Origin of the sequence: Acinetobacter sp. SH024, from assembly GCF_000163635.1 — a bacterium.
GTDB lineage: Bacteria > Pseudomonadota > Gammaproteobacteria > Pseudomonadales > Moraxellaceae > Acinetobacter > Acinetobacter pittii.
In genome coordinates this window covers 342,063-356,481 of the sequence record NZ_GG753601.1, presented here as the reverse complement: position 1 = coordinate 356,481, position 14,419 = coordinate 342,063, and the positions used below count along the sequence as shown (strand labels likewise).

Here is a 14,419-nt window from a genome sequence, read left to right as displayed (position 1 = left end):
TTGTAGTGGATTTTTTTTTGATTAATTAATTTTACAATAGAATGTAAGCGTTGTTTGGTAGTCATCATCTTTTGCTAAAGACGCATTTTTACCAGTCAATGTACCAATAACACCTGCTGCTGCTTCAACCATTTGACCAGTTTTTTCGCTTACAACATCTTTTAACACACCGTTATAGGTTGTTTTTTCATCTACAACGACTGGCGTAGTGTTTTTTGAGCAAGTTTTTTGAGCTGCAGTAATTGCATTATTTTTTGCAAGTAAATTGGTTTTGCCAATACCTGTAACTTCAAACTGATTATTTTCTTTTTGAACTGCTAAAGTATTTTTAGGAGTAGTTGCACAAGCACCAAGTAATAAAACAACACCGCTCATTGCGCTCGCTAAAATTATTTTTTTCATAATGCACCTAAAGTTAATCGCTAAAAGATATAGCTATTTGAACATAAGTTTTCTAGTTGATTTTGAAGACGTTGTATGAGTTTTGATGTTTTGTATTAAAAAATGTCAAAGTGAGAGTTCGCTAATTTTATAAGCTAGATTCAATGGTGGATTAACGGTAGATTATGCTAATCTATTTTGAATTTTTGAGTTAGATCAATATTAATGACGGATTCAGCAATACAAATAATTCACCAAAATATTCATCAGCGTCAGTCTATTGGCCAATTAGTTGAGCCAGCTCCAAGTACAGAGCAATTGGAGTTAGCTTTCCAAGCAGCTTTGACTGCTCCAGATCATCATCGACTTAAACCAACGCGTTTTGTGGTTGTTTCAGGCGAACAACGTGGTGCTTTTGGTGAAGTTTTAGCAAAGGCTCTAGCAGATTTAGGTGAAACTGATCTCGCTCAACTCGAACGTGTTAAACAACATCCTTTTCGCGCACCATTACTTATTTTAGCGCTTACACAATTACAAGATCACCCGAAAGTACCGCATTTCGAACAAATCTTAAGTACGGGTGCCGCAGTACAAAATCTTTTATTATCTCTACAAGCTCAAGGTTTTTCGACCATGTGGCGTAGTGGTGCAGTTGTCGAATCAAATTGGTTAAAGCAGCATTTAGGTCTGCAACCTCGTGATTTAATTTCAGGTATTATTTACGTCGGCACAGCAGCTAAAGTAATTGCACCGCGTGCAGATATTGAAAGTAAAGAATTCGTAAAAGTTTGGCAGGCTTAAACGTCTGTAGAAGTAAGAAATAGGATAATAAAAGATGGCTGAATTTAAGTTTACAGATTTGGTGGAACCTGTTGCGGTTGATAAAAAAACTGCTTTACGTATTACCGTTCTAGGGGGAGGAAGCTTTGGAACGGCTATGGCAAATTTAGCTGCACGTAATGGTTGCGATACCATGATCTGGATTCGTGACGCCGAAACAGCTGAGGAAATTAATAAAACCCACATTAATAAACGTTATTTGCCAGATTTTATTTTAGAGTCATCATTACGCGCTGTGTCTGATCTTGAACAAGCTGTATGTGACCGAGATATTATTTTAGTCGCAATTCCAAGTCACTCATTCCGCGATGTCTTAAAACAAATCGCTCCTTATATTACTGCACAAGCGGTTGTGTCTTTAACCAAAGGTGTTGAAGCTAAAACTTTCAGCTTCATGAGCGATATCATTCGTGAAGAATTACCTGAAGTTCCTTATGGTGTACTTTCAGGTCCAAACCTTGCAAAAGAAATTATGGCGGGTATGCCGTCTGGCACCGTTATTGCCAGTGATTCTGAGTTAGTTCGTTATGCTGTGCAACATGCTCTGCATAGTGCTTTATTCCGTGTTTTTGGTAGTGATGATGTACACGGAGTGGAATTAGGTGGAGCACTTAAAAATATTTATGCGGTTGCAATGGGAATTGGCGCCGCTTACAAAATTGGTGAAAACACCAAGAGTATGATTTTAACGCGTGCTTTGGCCGAGATGAGCCGTTTTGCAGTAAAACAAGGTGCAAATCCGCTTACATTCTTGGGGTTGTCAGGTGTTGGTGATTTATTCGCGACTTGTAATAGTCCTTTAAGCCGTAATTATCAGATTGGTTATGCTTTAGGTTCGGGTAAAACGCTGGATCAGGCAAGTAAAGAGTTGGGGCAGACAGCAGAAGGCATTAATACAATTGTTCAGGTGCGTGGTAAAGCAGAAGAACTAGATGTTTATATGCCTATTACTAACGCTTTATATGAAGTTATTTTCGAAGGGGCGCCTCCTTTAAATATTGCATTATCTCTTATGAAAAACGGACACCGTAGTGATGTTGAATTTGTTTTACCTCATCACGAAGTCTGAAGAAGAAATGTCATAAATTGTGGTTATAATACAAGAATTATTAACAAGGAAAATTTATGCAACTAACATTGGTTCGCCATGGGGAAGCCGCTCCACCTATAAATGGTAATGACACTAAACGTCCTCTTACTGCTCGTGGACATACTCAAGCAGAACAGACAGCAACATTTTTAAAAGATATTGTTAAGCCTGATATTTTTGTAGTTAGTCCTTTGTTACGTGCTCAAGAGACATTGGCACATATTCAAGCGTATTTTAAAGATGTGCCTGTGTTGTTATGCGATAAAATTAAACCAGATGATAACGCCAAAGAGGCAGTCGAGTGGTTGTCTCAGATTCCTTATGAGTCAATTGTGGTCGTGTGTCATATGAATGTAGTAGGGCATATTGCTGAACTGCTGACCCATGAAAACTTTAATCCATTTGCGTTGGCTGAAGCTCGAATTTATGATCAGGCTGTGATTGCAACTGGTTTATCAACACAAAAAAATAGTTTTATACCCACAATATAATTAAAAAGGTTATTTAGCCCATTATGCTGTATTTATGGATGCCTGAAACCAATGGAATATGGCATTGGTCTAACGGAGAAAACTGGTTGCAGGCTGAAAGCCTTGATCAATTAATACAAGACCTACAATTGCACCAAGGAAAAGAGGCTGTTGTCTTTTTTCCTAGTCGTCATGCTCAGGTATTCCAGCAACAAATAGCAAAGTCTCATTACAAGCAACTTGGAGCAGATGGTGTTAAATATTTGCTTGAAGAGTTTGTAACTTTGCCTATTGATCACATGAAAGTAGTTCATCATTTTCATGCTGATCAATTAACAATATTGGGCGTTGCAAAAACTACGGTGGAAACATGGCAACATGCGATGAATTTGTTGCCAATCAAGCTGGTTGCTTTGTTGCCAGATTTTTTGATCTTGCCGGAACCACAAGAACAGCAAGTTATCCTGTGTAATATTGACCAAAAATTACTGGCGCGTGAAAGTAAATGGGTCGGTAATTCACTAGATGATTTGGGATTGTTTTTGGAATTCCAGCCAGTTGAAACAAACTATCAATATAGTGGGTTAACGGTAGAACAGTTAGAAAGCTTAGAAGCAGCTTCTAGTATTGAGCAACGTTTAGAGTTTTTTTATCAATTTCAGGGTTTAGATAAACCTAAACAGCATCCTTTTAATGTTTTACCGAAAGCCAAAGGGCAAGAGCAAACGGTTTCTGGTTACTGGAAAGCATGTGCGGTTATTGTTTTAGCAATAATTGTGGTTCAGTTTAGCTATGATTTGTTGCGTTGGGTGAAATTAAGAAATGTAGCAAATCAAACAGCTGAGCAGACAATTGAGCAATATAAATATTGGTTTGGTCCTTCTAGTCGCGTAAATGAACAAAATATAAAAAGCCAATTTGAAAGTCATTTAAGAATGAGCAAGCAAGGCGATACACAAGCACTTTCTCTGTTGAGTCGTGTTGGACCTATTTTGATGCAGAGACAAATTTTAGCTCAGCAATTAAATTATGATGCTTCTACACTAACCATGGCCTTGAAAGCAAAATCGGCAGATGATTTGCAAGCTTTAACACAGCAGCTTAATCAGCAGGGATTTAAGGCGGAGTTAGGTAATGTTCAAGCCGATGGTGGTGGGGCTATTGGGGTGGTGAAAATACAATAATGAAAATGTTAGCTCAATTGCAAAACCGCTTTGATCAGTGGATCGAACAAGTTAATCAATATTTAGACCGTTTGACTGTCCGTGAACGTATCATGGTGGTCTTTACTACAATTTTTGTTGTAGTGGCTATTATTGGGGCTTCACTTTGGAAAATGCATTCCTTAGCAGAACAGCAGCAACAGCGCTTAAATGATTTAAAAGATTTGATGGTGTGGATGCAAAGTAATGCAGTCACTATGAAACCTGCGAGTGAGCTTGAGCTGGGGCAGGCAGAAAAAATACAACGTGTAGCTCAACAGCAAGGTTTAACGGTTACTTCTCAGCAAAATGGCGAGCAGTTACAATTTATTGTTACTCATCAGAATTACGCAATTTTAGCTAACTTTTTAACCCAACTGGCACAAATGGGCTTAAGTATTGAAAAAATGGAAATGGTTTCAAGTGAAGGTCAGATTAAATTAACAGCGACGGTTCAATAACATATTAAAATATGCTGGTCTTAAGCATGGTGTTTTGTGCTCCCTGTGCCTATAATATGCCTACCTAAAATCAGTAGATTGTGATTGGTATGTTATATTCACTTGCTCGCCCGATGTTGTTTAGTTTAGCACCAGAGCGTGCCCATGAATTAACATTATCTATGCTTGATAAAGCACATAAGTTCGGCCTACTCCGTCAGAGCGTAGAAGCGAAACCGACGACTTGTATGGGAATTGAATTTCCAAATCCAGTAGGTTTGGCAGCTGGTCTTGATAAAAATGGTGCACACATTGATGCTTTAGCTGGGTTAGGGTTTGGTTTTATTGAAATTGGAACCATTACACCTCGTCCTCAATCCGGTAATCCGCAGCCGCGCTTATTCCGTATTCCTGAAGCTCAAGCCATTATTAACCGTATGGGGTTCAATAATGATGGTGTTGATAAGCTGATTGAAAATGTCAAAGCTTCAAAGTTTAAAGGAATTTTAGGTATTAATATTGGTAAGAATGCTGATACACCTGTAGAAAAAGCTGTTGATGATTACCTGATTTGCCTTGAGAAAGTGTATAACTACGCTTCTTATATTACCGTTAATATTTCATCTCCAAATACTAAGAACTTAAGAAGTTTACAAAGTGGTGATGCATTAACTGAACTATTGCAAACCTTAAAAGAAAGACAACTTGAGCTAGCTGAACAAAATAATCACTATGTTCCTTTGGTTCTGAAAGTTGCACCTGATTTAACAGCGGAAGATGTTGAGTTTATTGCAGCGCAGTTAGTGCAGTTTAAAATTGATGGCTTGATCGTTACTAATACGACCTTATCAAGAGAAGGTGTAGAAAATCTTCCTTATGGTAATGAGTCGGGCGGTTTATCAGGCGCACCTGTTTTTGAAAAAAGTACAGAATGCTTACGTTTGTTTGCCCAAACATTAAAAGGACAAATCCCGTTAATTGGCGTGGGTGGAATTTTGTCGGGTGAACAAGCAGCAGTCAAGCAGCAAGCTGGAGCAACATTAGTACAGATCTATAGTGGGCTAATTTATACAGGTCCTATTTTAGTGAAACAATGTGTTGCAGCTATGTCTTAAGTGAATATGAACACAATTGATATCATTATTCTGATACTTTTGCTCATTGGGGGGCTAAACGGTTTGCGACAAGGATTTATTAAAGCCTTTGCGAACTTGGTAGGATGGGTCATTGCATTAATTATGGGTGCAAAATATGCTGTCCTTCTTGCTCCGTCTATGTCGGGTTTAAGTCATGATCCAGTTGTTCAAAAAATTGCAGCTTTTGCATTTATAGCGCTTTTGATCATTGTTTTAACATGGATCGTCTCTGCATTTTTAAATGGCCTCTTGAAAAGTCTGAAATTGGGGCCATTAAATCGTTTAGCAGGTGGTGCTTTTGGTTCTTTAAAGGGCTTGTTGGTTGTACTAATTACAATGCAGGGTGTAGGACCTTGGGTTGAAAGTTCACCGCACTGGAAACAGTCCAAATTTATACAGTTTTTATTGCCTTATGCGCCTTTGGCTACCGAGTTGTCTAAAGATGCTGCAAGTGAGGCATTTCATCAAATAACATCTGGAGGTAGTGCATCAGGCACTCCTTCAAAACCAATGGACGAATCGGAAGATTTAGAAAACCGATCCGACCATTCGACAAAGAATCCTTTTTATTAATTCCTAGCTTGTCTGCGAGGTTGCTATGTGTGGAGTTGTTGGTATAGCCGGTAAATCGCCAGTGAACCAAATGTTGTTTGATGCTTTAACGATGTTGCAACATCGTGGGCAAGATGCAGCTGGAATAGTAACCTGCCATGAAGGCCGTCTTTTCCTTCGTAAGGATAACGGTATGGTACGTGATGTCTTTCATACTCGTCATATGAGAGCATTACTTGGTAATTATGGTATTGGCCATGTACGTTACCCAACTGCTGGTTCTGCGAGCAGTGCTGAAGCACAACCATTTTATGTAAACTCACCTTACGGTATTACGCTTGCACATAATGGTAACTTGACTAATGCAGAAGAAATTCATGATGACCTGTTTAAAACAGATTTACGTCATATGAATACAGATTCTGACTCAGAAGTTCTTTTAAACGTATTCGCGCATGAATTACAGAAAAAAGGCACTTTAAATCCTACTCCTGACGATATTTTTCACACGGTTTCTCGTGTGCATGAGCGTTGCCAAGGTGCGTATGGTGTAGTGGCGATGATTACTGGTCATGGTTTGGTTGGCTTCCGTGATCCAAACGGTATTCGCCCACTTATTTACGGTTCGCGTGTAACTGAACAAGGTGAGATGGAATACATCATTGCTTCTGAATCGGTTGCTATTACTGCTCTTGGTTTCAAAATTGAGCGTGATATTGAACCAGGTGAAGCAATTTTCATCAATGCAAATGGCGAGTTGTTCTCTAAACAATGTGCTGTTAATCCTAAATACCGTCCATGTATTTTTGAATACGTTTATTTTGCTCGTCCTGATGCGATTATTGACGGAATCTCGGTTTATAAAGCGCGTTTAAAAATGGGTGAAAAGCTTGCTCATAAAATTTTACGTGACTGGGGCGAGGACCACGATATTGATGTGGTGATTCCAATTCCAGATACGAGTCGTACTTCAGCTTTAGAACTTGCAAATATTCTAGGTGTGAAGTTCCGTGAAGGTTTTATGAAAAACCGTTATATCGGCCGTACCTTTATTATGCCGGGTCAACAGCAACGTAAAAAATCTGTACGTCAGAAATTAAACCCTGTTGAGTTAGAATTCAAAGGTAAGAACGTTCTGTTGGTGGATGACTCTATTGTACGTGGTACAACGTGTAATGAGATTATTCAGATGGCACGTGATTCTGGTGCAAAAAAAGTATACTTTGCTTCAGCAGCACCAAAAGTAATGTATCCAAACGTTTACGGTATCGATATGCCTGCTAAAGCTGAGCTTATTGCTTCAGAACGTAGCGTGGAAGAAATCCAAGAAATTATTGGTGCTGACCGTTTGATTTTCCAAGAATTGGAAGACTTGAAAAATGCTGTACGTACCAGCAAAGTGCCTGACTTAACTGAGTTCGATTGCTCAGTATTTGATGGAATCTACGTAACAGGTGATATTGATGGTAACTATCTAAATAATTTGGAGCAGAAGCGTAATGACTCTGCTAAGAAGAAAAAAGATGGTTATATTGACGTTAATGTCGATGCTGCTTCTGTAGATTTAACAGGCATCAAAGAAGAATAGAAATAGCCGAAAAAAGCGGGTATTTCCCGCTTTTTTCTTTTATGATGAAACCTAACAATGTAATTGGGAATATTTACATTGAAAGAAGTAAGCCACTATCTCATCGAAAATAAAAATATGGCATGGTCCATCACTATGTGTTTGGTTGCTGTGCTGCTTACTATTTTTATCTTAAATTTAATTTTAGGTTTACTCGTTCATTTTTTTGATTATAGCCAGCCAATTTGGTGGCATACCTTAAGTCCTTACTTCGTTGCACTATTACTTTTTATTATGGTTTGGTCGGTAGTTACCGAACTTTATATCCTGCGTAAAGGTGGGCACTCTTTAGCAAAACAACTTAAAGCACGTCGTTTGGTGAAAGAGGAGAGTACTCCCGAAGAACTCGCAGCATTAAAAATTACAGAACACTTAGCTCAAAATTTTTCACTTAAAGTTCCAACCGTATATGTATTACCTGATGAAGTTGGTGTAAATGCACTTACGGCAGGTTTTCATCCCAAAGATATCGTAATTATTCTGACATGGGGTGCTTTACAGAATCTGGATAAGCTTGAGTTATATGGTTTATTAGGCCATGAGTTTAATCAGATTTTATCGGGGGAGGCTGTTGAGAATACAAAATTAAAGATTTTATATAGCGGCTTAACAACTTTTAGTCAGTGGGGCAGTAAATTAGCCAAGCAGGGTTTTAAGCGCTATAGCCCTGGCTATAAACATAAATTTGAAACAGTTTTTGTTGCAGTGGGTGGAGTCATTTGGTTGGCTGGAAGCCTAGGTGTACTGATTACTCGTTTTATTAAATATTTGACTTTGAGTGGGCGTACATTTCGTAATGACCAAAAAACAGTACGACTATTAAAAAATAATGCGAATACCCAAACCTTGTTGCGTATTTATGTTCACCACTCTGGTTCGCAAATTCATAGTGCTTATTCCGAATCAATCGCACATATGTGTTTTGCTAACTCACTAAGCCCGCAAAGCTGGATGAATATTCACCCGAGTATTCGTGAACGTATTTATGAGTTAAACCCCACTTTACTACAAGATTTACAATTAGAAAATTTAAAGAAACTTCGCAACCGTCCGTTGTTTAGCTTATTTCATTTCTTGGAAGAATCTGAGAAAGAAATTTATATTCCGTGGTCATCTCCACAGCCTCTACCTTTGTTAAGGTTGTCACCAATTAGTTTTGCATTAAATGATGCCATTAAGCCCCTGAGTAGTGATGTACGCCGAAATAAAAAGCGTCCTGAATTAATTCAGCGAGCACTACAAACTGTGACTGGTTCACGTGAAGTGATGGTTGCTATTTTGATGATTCGCCAATATCGCGAGTTTATTCCAAAAGATGCACCTGTGAGTCATGCCATTATTGATGCATTATTGAATTTGGATGGACGTATTCATATTCAAATATTTCATGATGCTTGTAAAAATATTGGACATATACCCGCAAGTATTGCGCGGCAATTTCTTACTAAGTTGGCCCTCATTATCCAAGAAGATGGTGAGATTGGGTTGTTAGATGCACTACTATTGGAGCGGGTTAAACATGAGTTGAACTTGATGCCATTACATTTGCCAACTGCATTTGAAGAAGTGAAACCTCAAATTGTTCGTTTGATTGATGCTTTACTTCATGTTCAACAAATTAATAGCCCAAATCAATTAGAAGTACGTGAGCGTATTTTACGTTCGCTGCTCAATCCTGATGAAATGTATATCTATGATGAAATTTCAGATGAGCCATTAGATCTGGCTGAAATTTTAAATGATATTGCTGGTTTATTATTACGTGACCGTCTAAGTATTCTAGCTATTGCAGAAATGTGTTTGTGGAGCGACCGTATTATCACGCAAGATGAACTCGATGTGCTTGAATTGCTTTATTGGCGTTTTGGCTTTGAGACAGAAGAAATTGTGGATCAAATGCAAAAGAGAAATAGTGTGATGATTATTTAAAAGACATATACGATTATAAAAACATCTGAATGAAATAAAACACTGAAAAAAAAACTCAAGCCCGTTAGAATGTAGATAGAGTAGAGGTATTGATTTACAGATGATTGGGCAGCAAAGAAATATATTGGCAACTTTAGGAATTGATGTATGGATTCCTAAGACACAGCTGTGCCAAAAAAATAATGCTCAAAGTCTCTGGCGAGATCAAGCTGTACCAGAAGGTGAGCCAATTATATTACCTTCTAAGAACAATCCAGTTGTAGAGCAACCGACAAAACCACAAGTCAACGAAGTTCCAAAAGTTGAACCTGAAATTGCGGTACCACTTCCAGTAGAAGTTCCGCCTGTTGTGTCGCCTCGTACTGAAGTACAAGCTCCAGTGGTTACGATTGCTTCATTTGAGTTGCAAGCTTTTGCGCTTGAAAAATGCATTATTTTTTTAGATGTTACTAATTTAAGTGAAGAAGAAAAGCAACTTTGGAATAACATCCAAAAAGCAAAAATAGGGCAATATGCTGAACTAAAATGGCCGTTTCCTTTAGCTAACTATCAAGACCAACGTGGTGCAGGTTCATATATTCAAGGATTTTTAGATGCTGTCGCAGCAGACAAGAAGATCTTGTGCCTTGGTGAATGTTCTTATATTCAGCATGCCAATATTATTCATTTGGCGAGTTTAAAAGAGATGTTGGAGAAACCACTCCTTAAAAAAAGGTTATGGCAATTAATGCAAGATAACAACGAGTAGTAGGGATTTACATGAAAAAAGTTGTAGTTTTTAGCCAAATTGATGAAGAAATTTTGTCTCGATTACAACAGGATTATCATGTTGTGGTTCTTAATCCAAAACTGGGTGATATTAATGAGCAAATTCGCCAACAAGTTGTAGATGCTGATGGGATGATCGGTGCTGGTCGACTTCTTAATGAAAGTAATCTTGCGCCTGCTCAAAAACTCAAAATTATTTCATCTGTAACAGTTGGCTATGACAATTATGATGTGGCTTATCTAAACCAAAGAAAAATCTGGTTATCAAATACACCTCATGTTTTAACTGAAACAACGGCTGATCTTGCTTTTACGTTATTGCTTAGTGCTGCTAGAAAAGTTCCTTTTCTTGATCATTGGACGAAACAAGGTGAATGGAAAAGAACTGTTGGGCCTCAGCAATTTGGTTTAGATGTTTTTGGAAAGACGCTAGGAATTATTGGGCTTGGTAATATTGGTGCCGCAATTGCACGCCGTGGTTTTTATGGATTTAACATGAATATTGTTTACCATAACCGACGTGAAAAGCCTGAATTGGCAGAGCCTTTAAAAGCACAATATCTTGGTTTAGATGAGTTATTGCAACAGTCTGATTTTGTAGTAACCGCAGTTGATTTAAATAATGAATCGAAAGCTTTGATGGGGAAAACTCAATTTGAGCTTATGCAAAAGCACGCTATTTTTATAAATATTGCGCGTGGTTCAGTAGTTGATGAGCAAGCTCTAATTGAAGCCTTACAAAGCGGGGAAATCTTTGGAGCTGGTTTGGATGTATATGAAAAAGAACCTTTACAAGATTCGGAGCTTTTTAAACTGTCAAATGTTGTTACTTTGCCTCACGTAGGATCTGCGACTGCAGAGACCCGTAAAAAAATGGCAAATCTTGCTTATAAAAATCTAGTTGAAGCTTTAGAGGATAAAACTCCTAGATATTTGGTAAACCCAAACTTTGCATAAATGATTAATAACACTTCATTGCAAAACTAAGCGATCTCGAGTGATATATTAAAAGTCTATTGATTGAACATAATTTTTTATGTTTTATATCAGTAGACTTTTTTTGATGGTTTAATTTTACTAGAGAAAAACATTTGAGATTTTTGCCAATTATTTTAAGTACGGCTTTTATAACAAATGCTTCGTACGCGCAGCCTTTCGACCCTCAGCCTTCTGCAAATCAAGTAGAAATTCCAAATATTGGAAGTGGGATTGGTTTGCTTGATCAACAAAAAGAAAAATTTATTGGCGAAAAAGTTTTTCGTGAAGTTCACAAACAAATGCCCGTTATTCAAGACGTCTGGCTAGAAGATCAATTTTTTCAGGTATTTTCGAGTATTTTAAGTGAAACTCAGCTTGGGCAGCCGATTGGTCTAGTCGTGATTAAAGATCCGCAAATTAATGCTTTTGCTGTTCCAGGTGGCTTATTTGCGCTCAATACAGGGCTTATTGCCTCAGCACGAAATATTGATGAAATTGCTGGGGTTATGGCTCACGAAATTGCGCATGTATCGCAAAGACATTTTAGTCGCTCTGAAGAAGCCTTTAAAGGTCAAACATTGCTAAGTCTAGCAGGGCTTTTAGCGGGAGTGGCTATAGCTGCGCAGGGTGGTGGTGATGCGGGTGCAGCAGTGATGCTTGGAACCCAAGCTGCACTCATGGATAAACAATTAACATATAGTCGAAACCAAGAGCGTGAAGCAGACCGTATCGGCATGCAATATATGTATGCGGCGGGTTATAACCCACAAAGTATGGCAGATTACTTTGAAACAATGCATAGGGCTACAAGTCGAGTGAGTTTTTTACCAGATTTCTGGTTGACTCATCCATTGACGACTGAACGTATGAGCGAAGCGCGGCTGCGTGCAAACCAGATGCCTCGAGTTAAAAATCGTATATATGATGCAGATTTTGAAATTTTAAAATGGTACACCATGGTGGTTGCAAATCAGGCAACTGAAAACCAACTACAAAGTTTGGCCTCTCAAAAGAATATTGCTGGTCTGATTGCTTTAGCAGCATTTTACACAAGACAAGGTGATTATGCTCAAGCCCAGTCTACTTTAGATCAAGCGAAATCTAGTGGAAAGCCTCTAGTGGCATTATTGCAGACAGATATTTATCTTGGCCAAAATAAATTAGATCAAGCTTATACAACAATTGCTTCTATGCAGATGACGATGCCTGAAAATAAAGCTTTTAGTTATAAGTTAGCTGAGGTGCTGCTACGACAAGGTAAGTTTGCGCAAGTTCAAACCTTAGTTCAAAGATTTATTAATAAGAATCCAAGAGATATACAAGGCTGGCAATTTTTACAGCAAGCCGCTAATTTGGATAAGAATGGACCTTTAAGAGCGGTTAATGTTTTACGCTATCGAGCTGAAGCAGAATATTGGTCAGGTAGTGAGGAAAATGCAATTAAATCAATGTTGCATGCTCAGCGATTAGCAAAAGACAATCAAGCAATGTCGGCAAGAATAGACAGTCGTTTGAAACAAATGCAAGATGAGCGAAGAATGAAGATTTAACAGTTATATCTTACTTAATTTGCAGATGTGCAAATATATACAAACTAAAGAAGCTTGATTGGAAGAAATGTAAAATTTAAAAAGGGGGAATTAAGCTAACTTAGCTTTAATTTTTGCTGAAACTTGAGCAGGATCGGCACGCCCGGCTATGATCGGACGTAGAGAATTCATCACCTTACCCATATCTTTCATGCTAGTTGCTTCTTGAGCAGCAATCGTTTGCTCAATGATAGAATCAAGCTCTTCCTCAGTCATAGCTTCTGGTAGAAACTGAGAGATAATCTCAGCTTCGGCTTGTTCTTTACTAGCTAAATCATTACGACCAGCACCTTCAAAGGCTTTGATCGATTCTTTACGTTGTTTAATTTGCTTTTCAATGACCGCAAGAACCTGAGCGTCGTCAAGCTCTTTGCGCTCATCGACTTCGATTTGCTTAATTGCCGCTTGTAGACTACGCAAAACCGTCACTGTTGCCATATCTTTGGCACGCATAGAAGTTTTTAATGCATCAGTAATTTGGTTTTTTAAAGTAGTCATAATTCAGCAGTCAATCACAAATTAATTAGTAAAGGCGAGTAGTACGTACAGATTCGCGAGCCAATTTCTTTTGGTAGCGTTTAACTGCTGCAGCTTTTTTGCGCTTACGTTCTTGAGTTGGTTTTTCGTAGAATTCGCGTTTACGAACGTCAGCTAAAACACCAGCTTTTTCGCATGAACGTTTGAAACGACGGATAGCTACGTCAACTGGTTCGCCTTCTTTCAACTTAACTTGTGGCATGTAAAATCCTCTAGATTATGGATAAGATCAGGCACACCATTGCGCCGGATCACAAGTGAAGGTCAGTATTTTACTCATTTACAACTCATATCACAAGTCTATAATAGCGATTGCAATATTTTGACTCATATAAAAGGCAGTTTTGATGATTGTTTTAGGCTTGGAAACTTCTTGTGATGAAACAGGGTTGGCACTTTATGATAGCGAACTCGGCTTACGGGGACAGGTTCTTTATAGCCAGATTAAACTTCATGCCGAATATGGTGGAGTAGTACCTGAACTTGCTTCTCGTGACCATGTTCGTAAATTAATTCCTTTAATGAATCAATTGCTTGAACAAAGTGGTGTAAAAAAACAAGAGATTGATGCGGTTGCTTATACGCGTGGTCCTGGCTTAATGGGAGCATTAATGACAGGTGCACTGTTTGGCAGAACTTTAGCTTTTTCTTTAAATAAGCCTGCAATTGGTGTTCACCATATGGAAGGTCACATGCTGGCTCCATTACTTTCAAGTCAACCACCTGAATTTCCGTTTGTGGCATTGTTAGTTTCAGGTGGACATACACAATTAATGGCAGCCCACGCTATTGGTCAATATGAACTATTGGGTGAGTCTATTGATGATGCTGCGGGCGAAGCTTTTGATAAAGTTGCAAAAATGATGAGCTTGCCATATCC

The 14,419-nt window shown here is 38.4% G+C and carries 16 protein-coding genes; 13 read left to right on the top strand and 3 right to left on the bottom strand.

Annotated features, from left to right (window positions below; translation table 11 throughout):
* Nucleotides 1-21: 21 nt before the first annotated feature.
* On the bottom strand, nt 22-402 hold the full coding sequence (locus tag HMPREF0013_RS14315) for a hypothetical protein (RefSeq protein WP_002115310.1): 381 nt from the start codon (nt 400-402) through the stop codon (nt 22-24).
* Nucleotides 403-606: 204 nt separating this feature from the next.
* Here HMPREF0013_RS14315 and HMPREF0013_RS14310 point away from each other — a divergent pair, with 204 nt between their 5' ends.
* The 12 genes from HMPREF0013_RS14310 to HMPREF0013_RS14255 all read left to right on the top strand — a co-directional run bounded on the left by HMPREF0013_RS14310 (nt 607) and on the right by HMPREF0013_RS14255 (nt 12,963).
* Nucleotides 607-1,182, top strand: a complete 576-nt coding sequence (locus HMPREF0013_RS14310; protein ID WP_002115296.1) for a nitroreductase — start codon at nt 607-609, stop codon at nt 1,180-1,182.
* Nucleotides 1,183-1,216: 34 nt separating this feature from the next.
* Nucleotides 1,217-2,290 carry an NAD(P)H-dependent glycerol-3-phosphate dehydrogenase gene (locus tag HMPREF0013_RS14305; protein WP_002115297.1) on the top strand — a complete coding sequence of 358 codons (1,074 nt, stop codon included), beginning with the start codon at nt 1,217-1,219 and terminating at the stop codon, nt 2,288-2,290.
* A gap of 56 nt (nt 2,291-2,346) precedes the next feature.
* Entirely contained in the window at nt 2,347-2,802 is a 456-nt protein-coding gene (locus HMPREF0013_RS14300) for a SixA phosphatase family protein (RefSeq protein WP_002115304.1), read from the top strand.
* Between the two features lie 23 nt (nt 2,803-2,825).
* Complete coding sequence (gene gspL, locus HMPREF0013_RS14295) at nt 2,826-3,965, top strand: type II secretion system protein GspL (RefSeq protein ID WP_002115269.1); 1,140 nt, start codon at nt 2,826-2,828, stop codon at nt 3,963-3,965.
* Entirely contained in the window at nt 3,965-4,444 is a 480-nt protein-coding gene (gene gspM, locus HMPREF0013_RS14290) for a type II secretion system protein GspM (RefSeq protein WP_002115292.1), read from the top strand. Before gspL ends, gspM begins: the two co-directional genes overlap by 1 nt.
* An 89-nt stretch (nt 4,445-4,533) precedes the next feature.
* On the top strand, nt 4,534-5,538 hold the full coding sequence (locus HMPREF0013_RS14285; RefSeq protein ID WP_005068330.1) for a quinone-dependent dihydroorotate dehydrogenase: 1,005 nt from the start codon (nt 4,534-4,536) through the stop codon (nt 5,536-5,538).
* A 6-nt stretch (nt 5,539-5,544) separates the two neighbouring features.
* The gene (locus tag HMPREF0013_RS14280) at nt 5,545-6,132 is read left to right on the top strand and encodes a CvpA family protein (RefSeq protein ID WP_002115251.1); all 588 of its coding nucleotides are present in this window, start codon (nt 5,545-5,547) and stop codon (nt 6,130-6,132) included.
* Nucleotides 6,133-6,157: 25 nt separating this feature from the next.
* Nucleotides 6,158-7,699: an amidophosphoribosyltransferase gene (gene purF, locus HMPREF0013_RS14275; RefSeq protein WP_002115274.1), complete on the top strand. Its 1,542-nt coding sequence runs from the start codon at nt 6,158-6,160 to the stop codon at nt 7,697-7,699.
* A 78-nt stretch (nt 7,700-7,777) separates the two neighbouring features.
* On the top strand, nt 7,778-9,667 hold the full coding sequence (locus HMPREF0013_RS14270; protein ID WP_002115262.1) for a M48 family metalloprotease: 1,890 nt from the start codon (nt 7,778-7,780) through the stop codon (nt 9,665-9,667).
* Nucleotides 9,668-9,767: 100 nt separating this feature from the next.
* Nucleotides 9,768-10,415 carry a hypothetical protein gene (locus tag HMPREF0013_RS14265; RefSeq protein WP_002115306.1) on the top strand — a complete coding sequence of 216 codons (648 nt, stop codon included), beginning with the start codon at nt 9,768-9,770 and terminating at the stop codon, nt 10,413-10,415.
* Between the two features lie 11 nt (nt 10,416-10,426).
* Entirely contained in the window at nt 10,427-11,392 is a 966-nt protein-coding gene (locus HMPREF0013_RS14260; RefSeq protein WP_002115253.1) for a 2-hydroxyacid dehydrogenase, read from the top strand.
* Between the two features lie 143 nt (nt 11,393-11,535).
* Entirely contained in the window at nt 11,536-12,963 is a 1,428-nt protein-coding gene (locus HMPREF0013_RS14255) for a M48 family metalloprotease (RefSeq protein WP_002115291.1), read from the top strand.
* 90 nt (nt 12,964-13,053) lie between these two features.
* Here HMPREF0013_RS14255 and HMPREF0013_RS14250 read toward each other — a convergent pair whose 3' ends face one another.
* Together HMPREF0013_RS14250 and rpsU are read right to left on the bottom strand one after the other, a co-directional pair.
* The gene (locus HMPREF0013_RS14250) at nt 13,054-13,500 is read right to left on the bottom strand and encodes a GatB/YqeY domain-containing protein (protein WP_002115302.1); all 447 of its coding nucleotides are present in this window, start codon (nt 13,498-13,500) and stop codon (nt 13,054-13,056) included.
* 25 nt (nt 13,501-13,525) lie between these two features.
* Complete coding sequence (gene rpsU / locus HMPREF0013_RS14245; protein ID WP_001136722.1) at nt 13,526-13,741, bottom strand: 30S ribosomal protein S21; 216 nt, start codon at nt 13,739-13,741, stop codon at nt 13,526-13,528.
* Between the two features lie 145 nt (nt 13,742-13,886).
* Between rpsU and HMPREF0013_RS14240 the strand changes: the two genes are divergently transcribed.
* Nucleotides 13,887-14,419 (top strand): tRNA (adenosine(37)-N6)-threonylcarbamoyltransferase complex transferase subunit TsaD (locus tag HMPREF0013_RS14240; protein ID WP_005803621.1); only part of this gene is annotated, 533 nt, incomplete at its 3' end.

What these genes read in the sequence shown, in the direction of transcription:
- HMPREF0013_RS14250 (WP_002115302.1), bottom strand. Translation starts at nt 13,500, where the DNA reads ATGACTACTTTAAAAAACCAAATTACTGATGCATTAAAAACTTCTATG.
- HMPREF0013_RS14310 (WP_002115296.1), top strand. Translation starts at nt 607, where the DNA reads ATGACGGATTCAGCAATACAAATAATTCACCAAAATATTCATCAGCGT.
- HMPREF0013_RS14280 (WP_002115251.1), top strand. Translation starts at nt 5,545, where the DNA reads ATGAACACAATTGATATCATTATTCTGATACTTTTGCTCATTGGGGGG.
- HMPREF0013_RS14300 (WP_002115304.1), top strand. Translation starts at nt 2,347, where the DNA reads ATGCAACTAACATTGGTTCGCCATGGGGAAGCCGCTCCACCTATAAAT.
- gspL (WP_002115269.1), top strand. Translation starts at nt 2,826, where the DNA reads ATGCTGTATTTATGGATGCCTGAAACCAATGGAATATGGCATTGGTCT.
- rpsU (WP_001136722.1), bottom strand. Translation starts at nt 13,741, where the DNA reads ATGCCACAAGTTAAGTTGAAAGAAGGCGAACCAGTTGACGTAGCTATC.
- HMPREF0013_RS14315 (WP_002115310.1), bottom strand. Translation starts at nt 402, where the DNA reads ATGAAAAAAATAATTTTAGCGAGCGCAATGAGCGGTGTTGTTTTATTA.
- HMPREF0013_RS14305 (WP_002115297.1), top strand. Translation starts at nt 1,217, where the DNA reads ATGGCTGAATTTAAGTTTACAGATTTGGTGGAACCTGTTGCGGTTGAT.
- purF (WP_002115274.1), top strand. Translation starts at nt 6,158, where the DNA reads ATGTGTGGAGTTGTTGGTATAGCCGGTAAATCGCCAGTGAACCAAATG.
- HMPREF0013_RS14285 (WP_005068330.1), top strand. Translation starts at nt 4,534, where the DNA reads ATGTTATATTCACTTGCTCGCCCGATGTTGTTTAGTTTAGCACCAGAG.
- gspM (WP_002115292.1), top strand. Translation starts at nt 3,965, where the DNA reads ATGAAAATGTTAGCTCAATTGCAAAACCGCTTTGATCAGTGGATCGAA.
- HMPREF0013_RS14260 (WP_002115253.1), top strand. Translation starts at nt 10,427, where the DNA reads ATGAAAAAAGTTGTAGTTTTTAGCCAAATTGATGAAGAAATTTTGTCT.
- HMPREF0013_RS14265 (WP_002115306.1), top strand. Translation starts at nt 9,768, where the DNA reads ATGATTGGGCAGCAAAGAAATATATTGGCAACTTTAGGAATTGATGTA.